Origin of the sequence: Corynebacterium sp. KPL2825 (assembly GCF_037908445.1) — a bacterium.
Taxonomy (GTDB): Bacteria; Actinomycetota; Actinomycetes; order Mycobacteriales; family Mycobacteriaceae; genus Corynebacterium; species Corynebacterium kefirresidentii.
The window spans coordinates 222,976-241,288 of sequence record NZ_JBBMGI010000002.1 but is presented as its reverse complement, the minus strand read 5'-3'; the positions used below and the strand labels follow the sequence as shown (position 1 = coordinate 241,288).

Here is an 18,313-nt window from a genome sequence, read left to right as displayed (position 1 = left end):
TTTATCGAGGAAAGAGGAAAACAGATGACCGAGTTGCCATCCTCCTTGCGCGGTCGCGTGCTCGTGGCTGGGGCGGGAGTATCCGGGCGCGGTTGCGTCGCTATGCTCACCAGACTCGGCGTGGACACTACCGTGGCAGATTCCAACGAAGCTGCTCTAGAGGCGTTGGCGGAGGACTACGGCGTAGCTACGGTTTCCGTTGACTCCGCCGCCCAAAGCGAGTTTGACCTCGTGATTACCTCGCCCGGCTGGCGTCCTGACTCGCCTTTGTTGGTTGCTTTTCAGAACGCTGGGGTAGAGGTGATCGGCGATGTGGAGCTTGCCTATCGCTTGGACCGATCCGGCGTCTTCGGGGCACCGCGCACCTGGTTAGTGGTCACCGGAACTAACGGCAAAACCACCACCACCGGAATGTTGGCCCAGATTATGCAGGCCGATGCCGAGCGCACCGGCAAGCGCGCACTGGCGGCGGGCAATATTGGCGTTTCGCTTTTCGACGCCCTCACCGCCACCCCTCGCGTCGACGTCCTTTGTGCCGAGCTTTCTTCTTTCCAGCTGCACTGGTCTAGCCAGTTGCGCCCAGATGTGGGCGTGCTGTTGAACTTGGCAGAAGACCACCTCGATTGGCATGGCTCGTTCGACGCTTATGCGCAGGCCAAAGCCAAGGTGCTCGACGGCCAAGCCGCCGTCGTGGGCAAGGACGATGCCGCGGCGGTGCGCTACGCCGAGAATACAGCTAATCTATACGGCTTTACCGCCGCTGAACCTGCAGAGGGGGAGGTAGGCGTGAGCGCCGGCCGCCTTGTCTCGCGGCTCGCCCAGGAGCGGGAGGATCTCGCTTCCGCCGAAGGTATCGAGCCCGCCGGCTTGGCAGGAGTCTTGGACGCTGCGGCCGCGGCGAGCGTCGCGCACTTGGCAGGCGCTAGCCCGCGCTCCATCGCGCAGGGGCTGGCAGCGTATACCGTCGCCGGGCACCGTGGCGCTGTGATTCATGAGCATTCCGGCATCAGTTTCATCGATAACTCCAAGGCCACCAACCCACACGCAGCGGATGCGGCACTAAAAGGGCTCAATTCCGTTGTATGGATTGCCGGCGGGCAGTTGAAGGGGGCGGCGGTAGACGGGCTCGTCGCCAAGCACGCCGCCCAGCTCAAGGCCGCGGTAGTTCTCGGCGCGGATAGGCAAGAAATCGCCCAGGCACTGGCCGAACACGCACCACATGCACCTGTAGACGTTATCGAAAGCAACGAGCCTGCCGCGGCCATGAATGCAGCGGTGGATGCTGCACTGCAACACGCCGAAGCCGGGGATACCGTCCTTTTGGCACCGGCTGCGGCATCGTTGGATATGTATACCGGCATGGCTCAACGCGGTGACTTCTTTGCCGCAGCCGCGCGGGAGCTCACCCGCGACTAGAGCTAGATATTGAAGATCAGGAGAACATATGACGGCCACCTCCCAGCAGCGCCCGCGCTCCAAGAGCTTTGGCGACCGCGTTCGTGAGCTGCGCGAGCAAGCCCGCCAGCAGGCCGGCCTAGATTACCAGCTGTTGCGCTTTATCATTTTCACGCTCGTGGGCATTGGTGTGCTCATGGTCTTTTCCTCTTCAATGGCCACGTCATTGACGGAGGACGGCGGGGTGTGGAACCAGGCGCTACGGCAGTGCGTCATGGTGTTTTTTGGTCTCCTTGCCTTTTGGCTGGGCCTGCAGGTTTCGCCACATACTTTGCGCAAGTGCGTGCCGTGGATCGTGGGCCTTTCTATTATTTTGCTCATTGCGGTGCTTATCCCCGGTGTAGGCACCGGCCGTGAAGAGGTGGGTTCGCAGTCGTGGATTTACCTCGGTCCGTTTTCCTTGCAGCCTTCGGAACTCGCGCGCATTGCCGTAGGCATGTTTGGTGCGAGCGTCCTGGCTGACAAGGAACACAAATCCATGAAGCTTTCTGACCCCTTCATGATGTATTCCTTTATTTCTGCAGGAATGTTTTTGCTCATCGTCGGTCAAGGGGACATGGGCATGGCGTTGTCCTTCGCCATCGTGGTGGTCTTTACCCTCATTTTCGCCGGCGTTGACTGGAGAGTTCCCGCAACGATTGGCGTTGCCGCGGTCTTGGGGTTGATTGGGATTTTCTTGAAAGGCGGTTTCCGCTCGAATCGCTTCCACACCTATTTCGACGCCTTGTTGGGCAATATCTCCGATACTCAAGGCACTGGTTTCCAGTCTTATCAGGGCTTTCTCTCGCTTGCCGACGGCGGCTTCTGGGGCGTTGGCATCGGCCAATCCCGCGCCAAGTGGTTCTACCTGCCAGAGGCGAAAAATGACTTTATTTACGCCATCGTGGGTGAGGAGCTTGGCTGGTGGGGCGGCGCGCTCGTTATCTTGCTCTTTGCCGCTTTGGGATATGTGGGCCTGCGCACCGCGATGCGGGCACAGAATCAGTTCCAATCTTTGCTCGCCGCCTCGTTGACCATCGGTGTGGTTACTCAGGCCTTCGTCAATATTGGCTATGTCATTGGCCTGCTGCCAGTGACCGGTATTCAGCTGCCCATGATCTCCGCCGGCGGTACCGCGGCGATTATCACCATCGGTTCGATGGGCGTGCTGTGCAATGTAGCGCGCCACGAGCCGATGCAGATTTCCGCAATGCAGAACTTTGGCCGCCCGTTTTTTGATCGCCTCTTTTTCATTGGCGAGCCGCAGCCGGTGTCTAAGCCGAAAAAGAAGCAGCGGGGGCGTCACGCCCGCCCGCAGGAGCCACGCTCCCGTGTGCGCGAAGAGCAATTTGGTCGCCCGGTGACTGGAAGCGGCCGCCGCTATCCGCGCGCCGAGCGCCGCTATCGATAGGTGGCGCTGGTAGCCTTTAGGCTATGAATTCCACGCCTATTTCCGTCGTCATTGCAGGTGGCGGCACTGCCGGACACATTGAACCCGCCCTTGCCGTGGGCGAAGCTTTGCGTGAGCGCCACGGCGCTCGCATCACTGCTCTCGGTACCGAAAAGGGCCTTGAGCGCGATATCATTCCCGCCCGAGGCGTGGACCTTAGACTGATTACCCCCGTGCCGATTCCGCGCAAAATCAACGCGCAGCTTTTCAAGCTACCGTTTAACCTCTCCCGCGCGGTGAGGGAGGCCAAGCAGGTACTCAAGGACCTCGAAGCAGACGTTGTTTTTGGCACCGGCGGCTACGTGGCCGGCCCAGCCTATATTGCTGCGCGCTCCCTTGGGATCCCGTTCTATGTTTTGGAGACCAATGCCTTAGCCGGAATCGCCAATAAGCTCGGCGTGAAAATGGGCGGCATCGGCCTCAACGCCCACCCGGACTCCGGAATGCCGGGTGAGGTCGTGGGCATTCCCGTGCGCCCGAGCTTGGCGGAGGACCCGAAGGGGACTCTTGCTGCAGGCGCGCGCACCAAGTGGAACTTGGCCGAGCTTCCCACCGTCCTCATTACCGGCGGCTCCCAAGGCGCAGCCAGCATCAACCGCGCAGTTGCTGGGGCAGTGGAAGACCTAGCCAAGGACTTCCAGCTCCTGCATGCTTATGGCAAGAAGAATGACGAGCCCGCAGCACATCCGAACTACGCTGCTTTGCCGTATATCGAGGATATGGGCTCGGCCCTTGCGGTAGCCGATCTCGTCGTATGCCGCTCCGGTGCTATGACCGTTGCCGAAGTATCTGCCGCAGGGCTGCCAGCGATTTACGTGCCGTTGCCGCATGGTAACGGTGAACAAGCGCTCAATTCCCGTGAAGTGGTCGAGGCGGGCGCTGCCATCCAGATTCCCGATGCGGAGCTGACCCCTGAGCGTCTTATCTCTGAGGTGCGCGGCATTCTCGATGACCCTAAACGTCTAGCATCAATGACGCATGCCGCCGCCCATGCCAGCGCCGGCGACGTAGCCAATACCATCGCAGACCGCATCGCTGCCCGCGTGTCCGAGGCCGAAACCGCCGCCGGAAGGAAGGAAAAGTAAATGACTGATCCCGCACACTACGATCTCCGCCGCGTTCACCTTATCGGTATTGGTGGCTCTGGCATGTCGGGGCTGGCGCGAATTCTTGCCACGCGCGGCGCCGTGGTTACCGGTTCCGATGTAAAAGCCTCCACCCCGGTGGAGGTGCTGCGCACCATGGGCGCGAAGGTCGCCATCGGGCACGCTGCCGAAAACCTGCGTCTATCGGGTGAACTACCGACCGTCGTGGTGACTTCCTTCGCTGCCATTCCGCAAGACAATCCGGAGCTAGTAGCCGCGCAGGAAAACGATATCCCCGTCATCCGCCGCTCCGATTTGCTCGCCGCATTGATGGAAGGCCACAAGCAGGTATTGCTAGCCGGCACGCACGGCAAAACGTCGACTACGTCGATGACCGTGAGTGCGATGCAACACGCAGGTCTCGATCCTTCCTTTGCCATCGGCGGCCAGCTCAATCGCGCGGGCACCAACGCCCACGGCGGCACCGGTGAGGCCTTTGTCGCCGAGGCTGATGAATCCGATGCCTCCCTTCTGCGCTACAGCCCCGATGTTGCGGTGCTGACGACCATCGAGCCCGATCACCTCGACTTCTTCCACAGTGAGGAGGCTTACTTCAAGGTCTTCGATGACTTTGCTGGCCTGGTCACCCCAGATACCGGCTATCTTGTTGTCTGCGCCGAGGATGAGCACGCCGCCCAAGCAGGCGAGCGTGCGCAGGAGCGCGGCATCAACGTCGTGGCCTATGGCGCAGCGGACAAGTCTTTTACCTCTACCGTGCCGCTGGCCGCTGAGCTGGAACGCGAGGAGACCACCGCTGAAGGGATGGACACCACCGTAAAGGTTAACCTTCCTGGCATCTCTGAAACTGTGCGCTACGAGCTGCAGATCCCGGGACACCACATGGTGCTTAACTCGATGGGCGCCTTGTTGGCTGGTGTGCTTTCCGGTGGCGCCCCGGCTGCCATTGCTGAGGGATTGGCTGATTTTAGCGGTGTGCGCCGGCGCTTTGAGTACCGGGGGAGCGTCGACAAGCAGGGCAAGCCCGTGCGCGTCTTTGATGACTATGCGCACCATCCCACCGAGGTTGCTGCAGTTCTGCGCGCCGCTCGGGCAAAGGTTGAGGCCGAAGGCCACGGCGGCCGTGTCATCGCCTGCTTCCAGCCGCACCTGTACTCGCGCACCATTGAATTTGACGCCGAGTTTGCCCAAGCGCTCTCGCTTGCCGACGCCGCCGTAGTCCTCGACATCTACGGCGCGCGCGAACAACCTGTGGAGGGAATTACCTCCCGCATCATTACCGATAAAATGCCAAGTGACATGCAGGTCATCTTCGAACCAGATTTTTCTGCCGCTGCCCGCGACGTTGTTTCGCTCGTAGAACCTGGCGATGTTGTGCTGACCATCGGTGCTGGCTCGGTAACTATGGTCGCGGCAGAAATTCTCGATGAATTGCGGGCGAGCTAGTGCGCGTATCCACCAAGCTCATTGCCGGGATCAGTGCAGCTGTCGTTGTCGTAGCCTTGATCATTGCCGTCGTAGTGTGGACGGTGCCCATCTTAAAAGTCCGCCATTTTCAGGTGGAAGGTACCCACCAGCTTGATGCTGCGCAGGTAGAGGAGGCCGCCGGGGTTGCCGAAGGAGAAAACCTCCTGCGCGTAGATGCAGGCAAGGCAGCCTCCGGTGTTGCTGGATTGGATTGGGTTGATTCGGTAACTGTCTCGCGCGATTTCCCCTCCACCTTGACTATCAATGTGGACGAACACAAGGCTGTGGCTTTTGTAAAGCGCGATAATAAGCCTTTCCTGATTGATGATAAGGGCGAGGAATTTACCTCCGCGGAGCCTCCCGCCGGCGCGGTTGAGGTCACTGGTTCTGTTGATAGCGGCTCCCGCCAAACCCAAGACGCGGTGCGCGCGATCGCTGCGTTATCGGATGATGTGCGCAACCAAGTAGGAACCCTTGATGTGGCCGATGAATACTCGCTCATCTTTACCACTAAGGATGGCCGCCGCGTCTTTTGGGGCGCGAGCGACTCCAATGATGATGACAAGGCGCGTGCCTTTGCCACCGTGTTGAAGATGGAAGGTCGCGAGTGGAATATTTCCAACCCTGAGTTGGTGACCACCCGCGGATAGGGGACGGGTGCCCCCGGACGCATTTTTTACCCTTCTGTGGTCCCTGCAGCGCCGCTTAAGCGCGTGCGCTGCAGGGGCCTTTTTCTCTGGCACCAATGTGGGGCGGATGGTGCGGGTGTGACTAACAAAACCGCAGGTGAACAACCCTAAAGTGCAACTTGAGGGTCTCGACACGCGCAAAATGTGCGTGAAAATTACACGGCTGTCGTTAAAGATGGAAAGGAACGCGATTCGCCTTCGGCGGACCGCATTACATTCCTCGTTTAATGCACGTGCAGACTTAAAGTAGCGAAAGGTGAGACCAACTCACATGATCTCTTCCAATAACAATCTCGCGGATATCAAGGTCGTCGGCGTCGGCGGTGGCGGCGTCAACGCCGTCAACCGCATGATCGAAGAAGGCCTCAAGGGCGTTCAGTTCGTCGCCATCAACACTGACTCTCAGGCCCTCATCTTCTCTGATGCCGATACCAAGCTGGATATCGGCCGCGAGGCCACCCGTGGCCTTGGCGCCGGCGCTAACCCTGAGGTGGGCAAGACCTCCGCAGAAGATCACAAGTCCGAAATCGAAGACGCCCTACAGGGTTCCGATATGGTCTTCGTGACTGCTGGCGAAGGCGGCGGTACCGGCACCGGTGCCGCTCCGGTTGTGGCATCCATCGCGAAGAAGATGGGTGCGTTGACCGTGGGCGTTGTCACCCGTCCGTTCAAGTTCGAGGGTGCCCGCCGTACCCGCCAGGCTATGGCCGGCATCGAAGAGCTGCGTGAGGTATGCGACACGCTTATCGTTATCCCGAACGACCGCCTGATGCAGCTCGGTGGGGAAGAGCTTTCCATTGTCGAGGCTTTCCGCGCCGCCGATGAGGTGCTGCACAATGGTGTGCAGGGTATTACCAATCTGATCACCATCCCTGGCATGATCAACGTCGACTTTGCCGACGTCCGCTCCGTCATGTCCGACGCCGGTTCTGCCCTGATGGGCATCGGCTCTGCCCGCGGCGATAATCGCGCCATGACCGCTGCCGAGCAGGCCATTAATTCCCCGCTTTTGGAATCGACGATGGAAGGCGCCAAGGGCGTGCTGTTGTCTATCGCCGGCGGTTCCGACCTAGGCCTGCACGAGGTTAATGCCGCGGCTTCCATGGTGGAGGAGCGCGCTGACGAAGACGTCAACCTCATCTTCGGCACTATCATCGATGACACCTTGGGTGATGAAATCCGCATCACCATCATTGCCACCGGCTTTGATGCCGAGGCCAATATGACCCAGGCCGCTGCACAACCGCAGAAGCAGCAGGAACAGCGCAAGCCGGGGTCCCTTTTTGATAATCGCCAGCGCGCGGCCGCAGAGCCCGTCACCCCGGCTCCGGCACAGCCTGGTGTGGCCGAGCCGGTACAAGATGACTACTCCCCGCGCCACTCCTACGAGCCGCGTGCCGGCCAGGAGCGGGAGCGCTACACCCCAGAGCACCCTGCCGAGGAGCGCCGACCAGAATCTACCGGTCTGTTCACCAACTCTGACCGTTTCTCCCGCGAGGAGCGTCGCGATGACTACCGTCTGTCTCGCCCGTCCCAGCGCCGCGATGATGATGGCGACGACGATCTGGACGTGCCTTCCTTCATGCGCTAAGCGCAAAGCGCTACGCTGGTGTGCATGCCAGTAAACGAGGAACATCGCACCAAACGCCCCGTCCGCATGGTCTTTACCAGCCGTGCCGGCGGGGCGTCTGCTATTCCATATGACTCTTTTAACCTAGGGCACCATGTCGGCGATGACCCCGCCGCGGTTGCCGCAAACCGCGACCGCTTAAAGCGTGTGACCGGCGTGGACGATATCGTGTGGATGGAACAACTACACACCAATACAGTCACCGTTATCGATGGTCCACAGGATGAACCTGTGCCAGCCACCGACGCGATTGTCACCACGCAGCGCCGCCTTGGGCTGGGCGTCCTTGTTGCAGATTGCACGCCGGTTCTGTTTGTCGACGTCGCCGCTGGTGTCATCGCCGCCGCCCACGCTGGCCGCTTGGGCGCCCGCAACGGCATCATCGTCAATACCGTGCGCGAAATGGAGAAACTCGGCGCTCAGCCCGAGCGCATCCAGGTGGTTATGGGACCAGCTGCCTCCGGCAAAAACTACGAGGTGCCGAAAGAGATGGCTGAGGATGTAGAACGTCGGCTGCCCGGTTCGAAGACGCGGACGTCGAAAGGAACCTGGGGAATTGACGTTCGCGCAGGTTTGATCCGCCAGCTCATGGGCCTCGGCATCACCGCGATTGAATCCGATCCGCGCTGCACAATTGAAGACGAAAATTTCTTTTCCTATCGCCGCGAAGGCACTACCGGCCGCCAGGCCGGGCTGATCTGGTTGGAGGCTAACTAATGGCAGACCGTAAAGCACAGCTACGAGAAAATCTCGCCGCTACTCGAGCTGAGATTGAACGGCTATCGGCGCAAGCAGACCGCAAGCCCCCGCAGCTACTGCCGGTGACGAAGTTTCATCCAGCTGCGGATATCGCCCTACTTGCTGAACTCGGGGTTAGTGACGTTGCCGAAAACCGGGAGCAAGAAGCTCGCGCCAAAGCTGCCGAATTGCCACAGCTGCGTTTCCATATGATCGGCCAGATCCAGACCAAAAAGGCCAATCACGTGGCTCGTTGGGCGGCCAGCGTTCATTCGCTTGATTCCCTCAAACTTGCTCAGGCTTTGGAACGGGGCGTCGCCTTGGCAAAGGAACGAGGGGAACGCGAGAGCAACCTGCCGGTCTTTGTCCAAGTGTCTGCCGATGGCGATGACGCTCGCGGAGGCGTTTCACGCCACGCGCTCGACGAGCTCGTCGAAGCAGTAGAAGGAAGCGAACACCTCCACTTCGCTGGCCTCATGGTAGTCCCGCCCCTCGACGCCGATGCGGGCGAGGTCTTTCGCGGTGTGCGAGATGAGGTCGACCGGCTATCTGCCGCGCTGAAGCGCCCGCTGAAATTGTCTGCTGGAATGAGCGCGGACATGGCCGAAGCAATTGCTGCGGGCAGCGATATCGTGCGTGTCGGAACCAGTATCATGGGGCCGCGGCCAGTAGGTTGAAAGCATTGCAAAAGCGCATTTCACAGCGTAAATCACATGAGTCACACTAGACACATTTTGCGCGTTTAGACTTGTACAAATTTAGGTCAGAGGGAGACCCAAAAATGTCATTCATTGATAAGACGAAGGATTTCTTCGGGCTGGGCCCGGTGGACATCGAAGAAGACGATGCCTACTACAGCGAGGAGCCGCGTTATTCCGAAAATGCCTCCTCCGCCTACGCCCCGCGTCGTGCTCCGCAGTCTTATGAGCCTGCTCCGGTGAAAGAAGAGTTTGTGCCGACCATCGTGGCTATTTCGCTGACGTCTTTCAATGACGCTGCCAAGGTGGGCGAGCCTTTCCGCGACGGCGACGCAGTGGTCTTTGAGCTTACCGACGCCGACAAGGCCACCGCAAAGCGCTTCATCGACTTCGCTGCCGGTCTCTGCTTCGGCTTGGAAGGGCGCATGCTTAACCTCACCAAGGGATTGGATACCGAGCGCAAGGTCTTTTCTATCGTGCCGAAGTCTGCGGACATCGCTAGGCACGAGCTCGAGCGCGCCGCTGGCCTGCGCTAAAGCGGTAAGTTTTTCTTGACCCCCGTGGGGTGCCGATTGGGCACCTGCGGGGGTCTATTAGATAGGCTCGGTTATTGTGACACAACTCGGAATTATTCTTATCCTGCTCGTGCGGATTTATACGTGGGTTCTCATCGCCCGCATCATCATTGAGATGATTCAATCCTTCTCCCGGCAGTTTAACCCGCCACGTTGGTTTATGGTTGTAGCGGAGCCACTGTTTGTAATTACGGATCCGCCGGTAAAGGCGCTACGCCGTTTGATCCCGCCGCTCCAGATGGGCGGGGTGGCCCTCGACGTATCGGTGCTCGTGCTATTTATTTTGCTTTCGATACTTACACGAATCTTGCAAATCGTATTTTTCGGTTAGCACCCCCGTCGCCTCGCAACCTGTGGTAAACGTTGAGACTCGGCGGGGCGTCGATTATTGTGGTCGTTTGGTTACGATAAATCGCGATAACCCGTATTATGAACCACATGTACCTTTGTGGGGAAGGTTTAGTTAGACCTGAACCGCAGCTCCTAAGGCCCTGGAACCTCCGGGGTTGTATCAACCTGAAGGGGAAGAGAAGACATGCCACTGTCACCAGCTGATGTTCACAACGTCGCGTTCAGCAAGCCGCCCATTGGCAAGCGCGGCTACAACGAAGACGAGGTGGATCAGTTCCTCGACCTCGTAGAGGATGCGCTTGCCCAGCTGCAGGATGAGAACGAAGATCTACAGGCACAGGTCAGCGATCTCAACTCTCAGGCCAAGGCGGGCGCTGGCGCCGGTGCCGCTGGTACCGCAACGGCAGCGTCCACTCGTACCGATGAGGCTGCACTGCGCAAGGAGATTGAGGCCAAGCTGCGCGCCGAGTACGAAACCAAGCTGGCGGACTCCAAGTCCGAGCTGTCCCGCGCTAAGGAAGAAACCAAGAAGGCACGCGAGCAGGTAAAGGCAGCCCAGGCGGAGGCATCCAAGGCACAGGAGACCGGCTCTGCCGCCGCTTCCGCTTCTGCAGACCTGAAGGCCGCCCGCAATGAGGCAGCACAGGCAAAGAAGGAAGCCGAGGCAGCTCGTGCAGAGGCTGCACAGGCAAAGAAGGACCTTGAGGCTTCCAAGAAGGAAAATGATGAGCTGAAGAAGTCCGCTTCCGCAGCTGGTTCTTCCAAGGCCGGCGTTGCAGCTGCAGGCCTTGCAGGCGCTGGTGCAGCTCAGGCTGCAGATGGTCTGGCTACCCCAGAAACCCACATGCAGGCCGCTCGCGTTCTGGGTCTGGCACAGGAGATGGCAGACCGCCTGACCTCCGAGGCTCGTGCGGAGTCCGAGTCCATGCTGTCGGAGGCACGCACCGCCGCCGAGAAGCAGCTGACCGACGCAGACTCTCGTTCCAAGGCGCAGCTTGCCGACGCCCAGAAGAAGTACGATGCCCAGCTGCAGGACGCGGATTCCCGCTCCAAGAAGCTGGTGTCTGACGCCGAGGCTAAGGCAAAGCAGACCGAGTCCGATGCGTCCTCCCGTGCTGAGGCACAAATCCGTCAGGCTGAGGAGAAGGCTGCTTCCTTGCAGGCCGATGCTGAGCGCAAGCACACCGAGGTTATGAACACGGTCAAGCAGCAGCAGACCGCACTGGAGGCTCGTATCTCCGAGCTGCGTACCTTCGAGCGCGAGTACCGCACTCGCCTGAAGACCTTGCTCGAGTCTCAGCTGGAAGAGCTGGCTACTCGCGGCACCGCCGCACCGAACGGCGAAGCTGGCAATAACTAAGCCACCGCGTTCTCTCTAGCGCCCCCGCCACCGCTGCGGGGGCGCTATTGTTGTTTTAGACCGTGGTGCCCTATCCCGACCTAACCGAAAGGAACCATTGTGCTTGTTGCCGCCTTAGTTCTCGCCCTCGTGGCATTCGTAGCCTTGGTCAACTTCGTCATCTCGGGTGCCGACTGGTCGCTGTATATCGTCTTCGCCGCCGCTGGCCTCGGTCTGGTGTGCTTTATTCTGGATTGGGCGCATAAGCATCGCAGCGATAAAGCCCGGGCAGCACAACACCCTGAGCAAGATTCCTTGCGCGAGGCTTTACGCGAGAACTAAAATAGCACGCCAAAAAGGCGCTCGAGGCGCCTTATTTCGCGGTCTTGTCTTAGCAGTCAGGGGGCTGCCACCGAATCTGCCCATTCGTGCGGCTAAGTCGCCCGCGTAGCGGTGGGGCATTGGGATCGTCATCGTTGGCTCCATTGTGGTAGGCGCAGGCTGTGGATAAGTTTGCGATATTGGTCAATCCACCGTGTAGCCAGGGTTCCAAATGGTGAATTTGGCATTCGTCGGCTGGCTTAGCGCACCGCGGCCACGGGCACACAGGATTTTCTGCACCCGCCATCAATCGCTGTTTAGCATTGGCGAAGCGCTCCGTGCGATACAGGTTCACCGCGCCTTCGTAGGGGCTGACCAGCGTGATGAGTCCATGTTCCTTTAACGTGCGGCGCAAGTATTGCGCACCCGAAAGCGTTGCCCCGTTTGTCATCTGCAGGGTGATTTCCTCACCGTCACCGTTGACGATGCGTACGTAATCTTCCAGTCGCACGATGACATTGGTTACTACGGTGCTCCGTTGCGCGCTATCGTCCCCGAAGAAGGTATCTTCCACCACCTCTAGCGGCTTTTTATTCTGGTTTTCTACCGCTGCGTGCAAATCCGCGATAAACGAAGACGATCCATCGATCGCAAGCGTCCACGGAGCATCTTTGCGTCGGATGATGCGCACGCCCGGTTTCACAGTGCGCTTTTTCTTCGGGACTTTGGACTGAGCCAGCTTCTCCAGCGCCCCTGCTGTGGCCTTGGTGGTGCAGAGTTGTTCGCGGAGAACCCAGGCGTCGAAAAGCGTAGGCATTTTCCGCGCATACTTTTCAATGATGGATAAGGCAACAATGGAATGCCCATTGTGCTGGGCGCCTTCGATAGCGCGGCGACGTTTCCCCGTGAACTTGGTCGTGCCGCAGTATGCTTCCTTTAACAAGGCCAGCTCGCGGGCAGTCTTTTCGGCAGCGCCCCGTGCGCAGAGGTCGTCCTCAGACATGCCTGCGCACCCAAGGACGATGTCCATCCCAGGTGCCATGGCTGCGAGGTAAGTATCTAGCGCGTTCACGACTCACAATTTATTGCCCCGCGCAAGCCCCCACAAGGGAAAATTTTTAGCCTGTGGATAACTTATTGTGCACGAAGATTCTGGGGCGCTATACTTTGTGCTACATGCAGTGATCCGGCCATCACCGGGGAGCAATTCAGAAGAACAGCCAGTGCGGCCTAGTAGAACTGAACGGGTGGGACCGTCAACTCCTTCACCGAAACGAAGCGGAGCCTTCGGGCTCAAGCAGGGTGGTACCGCGAGCCTGACAGGCGCGTCCCTGCACCGAGTGATGAGTGAAGGATTGTAATGGCGAAAAAGATTTACCCCAAGGTTGACATGACCGGAGGCTCAAGTCGCTTCCCGGATATGGAAGAGGAAGTTCAGAAGTACTGGAAGCAGGATGATACCTTCCAGGCTTCGCTAGAAAAGACAAAGGATTGCCCAGAATACATCTTCTATGATGGCCCTCCCTTTGCTAATGGCTTGCCGCACTATGGTCACCTGTTGACCGGTTATGTAAAAGATATCGTTCCGCGCTATCGCACCATGGCTGGCAATTACGTGCCTCGTGTCTTCGGCTGGGATACCCACGGTCTGCCCGCCGAGCTGGAAGCGGAAAAGCAGCTGGGTATTACTGATAAAGCGCAGATCGAGGACATGGGCTTGGAAAAGTTCAATGAATACTGCGCAAAGTCCGTGTTGGAATACACCGACGAGTGGGAAGAATACGTCAACCGCCAGGCCCGCTGGGTGGATTTTGACAACGGCTACAAGACCATGGACATCAACTACATGGAATCGGTCATGTGGGCGTTCAAGGAGCTTTATGACAAAGGCCTGATCTACAAGGGATTCCGCGTCCTTCCTTACTCTTGGGCAGAGCATACTTCTCTGTCCAACCAGGAGACCCGACTGGATGACTCCTATAAGATGCGTCAGGACCCGACCCTGACGGTTACCTTCCCTGTGGACGGCGCTCGTGAGGGAAGCGCGGCAGAAAAGACACTGGCGGAGCACCCCGCGCTTGCCGACGCCTCCTTCCTCGCCTGGACCACCACCCCCTGGACCTTGCCTTCTAATGAGGCATTGGCGGTTCACCCAGAGGTCTCTTACGTGCTCTTTAGGGCCACCGAGGACGATTTTTCCGGTCGTACCTTCATCATGGCGGAAAACCTGCTGGCTACCTTGGAAAAGGAACTAGGTGAGGCCGAGGTACTGGAGACCTTCACCGGCGCGCAGCTCGAGGGCTTTACCTATGAGCCGATCTTTGGTTTCTTCCCGGATTTGCGCAATGCTTACCAGGTATTGGTCGCTGATTATGTCACTACCGAGGACGGCACCGGCGTGGTTCACCAGGCTCCGGCGTTTGGTGAAGACGATATGAATACCACTAACCAGTACGATATCGAGCTGGTTATCCCAGTGGACGAGGACGGCAAGTTCACCTCGCAGGTACCGCCGTATGAGGGACAGCTGGTCTTTGATGCCAATAAGGACATCATCAAGGACTTGAAGGCCGCTGGGCGAGTGGTGCGCCACGTGACCATCGAGCACTCTTACCCGCATTCGTGGCGCTCGGGTGAGCCGCTAATCTACATGGCTCTGCCAGCCTGGTTTGTGAAGGTAACCGAGTTCCGCGATCGCATGGTGGAGCTCAACCACAATGAGATCGAGTGGCTGCCGGAGCACATTCGGGACGGTCAGTTTGGCAAGTGGCTCGAGGGGGCGCGCGACTGGAATATCTCGCGTACCCGCTACTGGGGTGCGCCAATCCCGGTTTGGATGTCCGATGATGACAATTACCCACGCATGGATGTCTACGGCTCCTTGGATGAGCTGGAGCGTGACTTCGGCGTCCGCCCGGAGTCCCTGCACCGCCCGCACATCGATGAGTTGGTGCGCCCGAACCCGGACGATCCAACCGGCAAGTCTATGATGCGCCGCGTGCCGGACGTATTGGACTGCTGGTTCGAGTCCGGCTCGATGCCGTTCGCGCAGAAGCACTACCCCTTCGAGAATAAAGAGTGGTTTGAAACCCACTCGCCGTCTGACTTCATCGTGGAGTACTCCGGTCAAACGCGTGGCTGGTTCTATGTGATGCACGCGCTGTCCACCGCGCTGTTTGATCGTCCGGCATACAAGAAGGTCGTAGCCCACGGCATCGTGCTGGGCAACGATGGCCTCAAGATGTCCAAGTCCAAGGGCAATTATCCAAACGTCAATGAAGTCTTTGACCGCGACGGTTCGGATGCCATGCGCTGGTTCCTTATGTCTTCGCCTATTCTGCGCGGAGGCAATCTCATCGTGACCGAGCAGGGCATCCGCGAGGGCGTGCGCCAGGCTATCTTGCCTATTTGGAACGCCTATACGTTCCTGCAGCTCTACGCGGAAAAGGAAGCTAAGTTCGACACCACCTCTACGCATGTTCTGGACCGCTATATCTTGGCTAAAACCCACGATGTCGTAGCTAAGGTGGACGCGGCGCTTGCCGATACCGATATCGCTACGGCAACCGAAGAGGTGCGCCTGTTCGCAGACGTTTTGACCAACTGGTACGTGCGTCGCTCGCGCGAGCGATTCTGGGAGGGAGAGGAAGCCCATCCTGAGGCATTCAATACCTTGTACACCGTGTTGGAAACCGTGACTCGCGTGGTCGCGCCACTTTTGCCGCACGTGGCGGAAGTTATCTACCGCGGGCTAACCGGCGAGCGTTCCGTCCACTTGGCGGACTTCCCGCAGGCCGCGGATTACCCAGCCGATGCAGATCTGGTGTCTGCGATGGATACGACCCGTGCGGTGGCCTCGGCGGCATCGTCGGTGCGCAAGTCCAATAAACTGCGCAACCGCTTGCCGCTGCCGAAGCTGACGGTGGCTCTTGAAGAGGCACAGCGTTTGGCGGGCTTTGCCGATATCATTCGCGACGAGGTCAACGTTAAGGAAGTTGAGCTTACCGATGACGTCGATTCGGTGGGCACCTTCCAGGTAGTCTGCAATGCCAAGGTCGCTGGTCCGCGCTTGGGTAAGGATGTGCAGCGCGCCATCAAGAACCTTAAGGCGGGCAACTATGAGCGCCGCAGCGATGAGGTAGTAGTTGACGGCGATATTGTGCTTGGTCCGGATGAGTACACGGAGCGCCTGCAGGCGGCGAACCCGAAGTCGACCGCGCGTATCGACGGGCTCGATGGCCTTGTGGTACTCGATACTGAGGTGACCGAAGAGCTCGAGGCCGAAGGCTGGGCTGCTGACGTTATCCGTGGCCTCCAGGACGCCCGCAAGGCTTCTGGATTCGAGGTTTCGGATCGCATCGCGGCCGTACTTGCCGTACCGGAGGCGAAGAAGGCATGGGCTGAGCGTCACGCCGACCATATAGCCGGTGAAGTACTCGCCACCGACTTCCAAGTGACCACCGAGGCGCTTGATGGCGAGGGCGTGCACGAGGTGGTTAAGGGGGTTAGCGCTACCGTCGTCAAGCAGTAGCGCGCTAGCTGCCACCTAAAAATAATTGCCCAGCCGGCGTGGCTGGGCAATTTTCATGAGTGATAGGACTTAGCGGACTGGACCGGGCAGGTGAGCGCGCCAGCCGAGGACCGCGTTAACTAGGCAGCACAGTGCAAGCACGGCGCCAATGAGGAATAGGGTGGTAAAGCCGAGCAGCGGGGCGAGCGCGCTGAAGGCCATGGGGATAAAGAAGCCGGTGTAGGACACCGAGTAGTACACGGCGGTGAGGCCAGCGAGTTCTTCAGGGCGGGCGATGCGCTGGACCTCGGATAGACCGGCGACAAGGGCTAGGCCATATCCTGCACCCATGACGGCTGCGCCGGCGATACCGAGCGGCAGCGAACGGGTACTAGAGGCAACCGCACCGAGGATGGTGCCTACGGTGATAACTCCCATTGCCACCGCGGAAGCACGGGCGGACCGGCTGGTGTCAATGACCTTGCCGAGCATTTGGACGCCAACGCCGCAGCCCAAGGTGATAACAGTCATGAGGCCGGAGAAAGCAATGGGTGCTTCACTGGCAGACTTGGACAAAAGTTGGGGCAAGAGCGCGTAGGCGGCACCAGCGCAGCCGAAGACCCACGGTGCTACCGGCAAGACGATGCGCACGAAGCGGCGGTGGGCTGCGGAGGGAATGTGCAGCATGCGCAGCATGTCGCGGATGCTCAGGTCGAGGAAGGTATCTTTTACCGTGGCGCCACGTGGTGGGCGAGTCTCCGGGGTATTCATCAACCAGATGGCGGTGGCGACGGTGAGGAGAATGTGCAGGATATAGGCCAGATGGGTTGGCCACGGGCCCCATTGGGCCAGCACCGATGCGAGGCCAGCGCCGATGAGAAAGCCTAGGGTTAGGCACATCGAAGCGTGGCGCGGGCCAGCAGCGGGGTCGCCGCCGGCGCGGGTGATAAGCTCCGCCACCCACGTGGAGCCGACCGCCATGACGATGCCTAGAGCCAAGCCACACATGATGCGGCCCACGGCGATGACGAGGGGCTCATTCGGCGCGATGGAGAGTAGGAATGAACCCAGCAGTGATAGGGGTGCGGCAGGCAGCATTGTGGGGCGGCGCCCGATGTAGTCCGAAAGCGGGCCAGAGATGAGCAGCGCCGGCACGATGCCGAGCACATAAGCGGCTAGGAGCCCGTTGACAGTGACCTGCGAGAAGTGTGATTGCTCGCGGTACATAACTAGGAGAGGGGTGAACTCATTGCCGCCCCACGCCACGGCAACCATGCTGCCGGCGACGGGAAACCATGAGTGCTGGGCAAACTTTTCGGTCATAGTTGATTCCTTGAGTTGGTTAGGTGGGTGTCCAATGTGGAGAGGTAGGCGTCGAGGTCGCCGGTGCGGAGGGCATCGGCAAGCGTGCGGTGCTGGTCCACGAAGGTGCGGGCACGGGCCACATTGCGGCCAATGGCTGTGGCGGTAAAACGCTGTTGGCGCTCGCGCAACTGGTGTCCCAGTCCCGCCAGCAGGCTATTCGCCCCGCCATCCATGATGATCTGGTGGAAACGCGCATCAAGATGCGTATAGGCATGCAGGTCTGCGCCATCCAACGCCGTGTCTTGTTCCGCGATGGTCGCATCCAGCTGATCAGCAATGTCCGCGCGCTCGGCATCAGGCATGGCGCAGATTTTCTCAGCGCAGTGCCTATCTACGAGCAAGCGTGCTTCATAGACCTCGTGAATTTCCTGCGGGCTGATCGGCACGATGAGCGCACCCCGCCTGGGGTAGAGCTGTAGAAAGCCTTCGACCTCTAGGCGCAAAAAGGCCTCATGCATCGGGGTGCGGCTAATCCCCATCTCGGTAGCGAGTGAGGCCTCGGAAAGCATCTGCGAGGGCTCGAAGGAGCCGTCGATGATCTTCTCTTTGACGAAGTCATAGGCGCGCTCCGCGGCGGGCTGCATTCGTTCATTGGACATGCATCCATCTTGCATACAAGCTTGCATGCAAGCAAGCGTGAAGG

The 18,313-nt window shown here is 59.3% G+C and carries 16 protein-coding genes; 13 read left to right on the top strand and 3 right to left on the bottom strand.

The genetic code is table 11. From position 1 onward, the window contains the following. The first annotated feature begins 24 nt into the window (after window positions 1-24). The 12 genes from murD (at window position 25) to WMQ00_RS02660 (ending at window position 11,816) form a co-directional block, all read left to right on the top strand. Window positions 25-1,416, top strand: a complete 1,392-nt coding sequence (gene murD / locus WMQ00_RS02715; protein WP_340440648.1) for a UDP-N-acetylmuramoyl-L-alanine--D-glutamate ligase — start codon at window positions 25-27, stop codon at window positions 1,414-1,416. Window positions 1,417-1,444: 28 nt separating this feature from the next. Continuing rightward, window positions 1,445-2,845, top strand: a complete 1,401-nt coding sequence (locus WMQ00_RS02710; protein ID WP_200288865.1) for an FtsW/RodA/SpoVE family cell cycle protein — start codon at window positions 1,445-1,447, stop codon at window positions 2,843-2,845. Window positions 2,846-2,868: 23 nt separating this feature from the next. Further along, the gene (gene murG, locus WMQ00_RS02705) at window positions 2,869-3,969 is read left to right on the top strand and encodes an undecaprenyldiphospho-muramoylpentapeptide beta-N-acetylglucosaminyltransferase (protein WP_200288866.1); all 1,101 of its coding nucleotides are present in this window, start codon (window positions 2,869-2,871) and stop codon (window positions 3,967-3,969) included. Beyond that, window positions 3,970-5,433 carry a UDP-N-acetylmuramate--L-alanine ligase gene (gene murC / locus WMQ00_RS02700; protein WP_340440647.1) on the top strand — a complete coding sequence of 488 codons (1,464 nt, stop codon included), beginning with the start codon at window positions 3,970-3,972 and terminating at the stop codon, window positions 5,431-5,433. Beyond that, window positions 5,433-6,104, top strand: coding sequence for a cell division protein FtsQ/DivIB (locus WMQ00_RS02695; RefSeq protein ID WP_200288868.1), 672 nt, complete (start codon window positions 5,433-5,435; stop codon window positions 6,102-6,104). Before murC ends, WMQ00_RS02695 begins: the two co-directional genes overlap by 1 nt. Window positions 6,105-6,414: 310 nt before the next feature. Beyond that, window positions 6,415-7,734 (top strand): cell division protein FtsZ, encoded by a 1,320-nt coding sequence (gene ftsZ, locus WMQ00_RS02690; protein WP_200288869.1) that lies wholly within the window; start codon window positions 6,415-6,417, stop codon window positions 7,732-7,734. Window positions 7,735-7,758: 24 nt separating this feature from the next. After that, the gene (gene pgeF / locus WMQ00_RS02685; RefSeq protein ID WP_023021206.1) at window positions 7,759-8,490 is read left to right on the top strand and encodes a peptidoglycan editing factor PgeF; all 732 of its coding nucleotides are present in this window, start codon (window positions 7,759-7,761) and stop codon (window positions 8,488-8,490) included. Next, on the top strand, window positions 8,490-9,188 hold the full coding sequence (locus WMQ00_RS02680; RefSeq protein ID WP_340440646.1) for a YggS family pyridoxal phosphate-dependent enzyme: 699 nt from the start codon (window positions 8,490-8,492) through the stop codon (window positions 9,186-9,188). The genes pgeF and WMQ00_RS02680 overlap by 1 nt, the downstream gene beginning before the upstream one ends. Window positions 9,189-9,292: 104 nt before the next feature. Continuing rightward, window positions 9,293-9,745 (top strand): cell division protein SepF, encoded by a 453-nt coding sequence (locus WMQ00_RS02675; protein ID WP_023021208.1) that lies wholly within the window; start codon window positions 9,293-9,295, stop codon window positions 9,743-9,745. Between the two features lie 76 nt (window positions 9,746-9,821). Next, window positions 9,822-10,115: a YggT family protein gene (locus tag WMQ00_RS02670; RefSeq protein WP_023021209.1), complete on the top strand. Its 294-nt coding sequence runs from the start codon at window positions 9,822-9,824 to the stop codon at window positions 10,113-10,115. Between the two features lie 204 nt (window positions 10,116-10,319). Continuing rightward, complete coding sequence (locus tag WMQ00_RS02665) at window positions 10,320-11,495, top strand: DivIVA domain-containing protein (RefSeq protein WP_200288870.1); 1,176 nt, start codon at window positions 10,320-10,322, stop codon at window positions 11,493-11,495. Between the two features lie 99 nt (window positions 11,496-11,594). After that, on the top strand, window positions 11,595-11,816 hold the full coding sequence (locus tag WMQ00_RS02660) for a zinc-binding dehydrogenase (RefSeq protein WP_200288871.1): 222 nt from the start codon (window positions 11,595-11,597) through the stop codon (window positions 11,814-11,816). A 49-nt stretch (window positions 11,817-11,865) separates the two neighbouring features. Here WMQ00_RS02660 and WMQ00_RS02655 read toward each other — a convergent pair whose 3' ends face one another. Beyond that, a complete protein-coding gene (locus tag WMQ00_RS02655; RefSeq protein WP_200288872.1) occupies window positions 11,866-12,867 on the bottom strand; it encodes an HNH endonuclease signature motif containing protein in 1,002 nt (333 codons plus the stop codon). Window positions 12,868-13,155: 288 nt separating this feature from the next. Here WMQ00_RS02655 and ileS point away from each other — a divergent pair, with 288 nt between their 5' ends. Further along, window positions 13,156-16,326 carry an isoleucine--tRNA ligase gene (gene ileS / locus WMQ00_RS02650; protein ID WP_239207531.1) on the top strand — a complete coding sequence of 1,057 codons (3,171 nt, stop codon included), beginning with the start codon at window positions 13,156-13,158 and terminating at the stop codon, window positions 16,324-16,326. A gap of 69 nt (window positions 16,327-16,395) precedes the next feature. Here ileS and WMQ00_RS02645 read toward each other — a convergent pair whose 3' ends face one another. Both WMQ00_RS02645 and WMQ00_RS02640 read right to left on the bottom strand, forming a co-directional pair. Further along, the gene (locus WMQ00_RS02645; protein ID WP_023021214.1) at window positions 16,396-17,628 is read right to left on the bottom strand and encodes an MFS transporter; all 1,233 of its coding nucleotides are present in this window, start codon (window positions 17,626-17,628) and stop codon (window positions 16,396-16,398) included. Continuing rightward, entirely contained in the window at window positions 17,625-18,269 is a 645-nt protein-coding gene (locus tag WMQ00_RS02640) for a GntR family transcriptional regulator (RefSeq protein ID WP_200288874.1), read from the bottom strand. The genes WMQ00_RS02645 and WMQ00_RS02640 overlap by 4 nt, the downstream gene beginning before the upstream one ends. Between the last annotated feature and the right edge of the window lie 44 nt (window positions 18,270-18,313).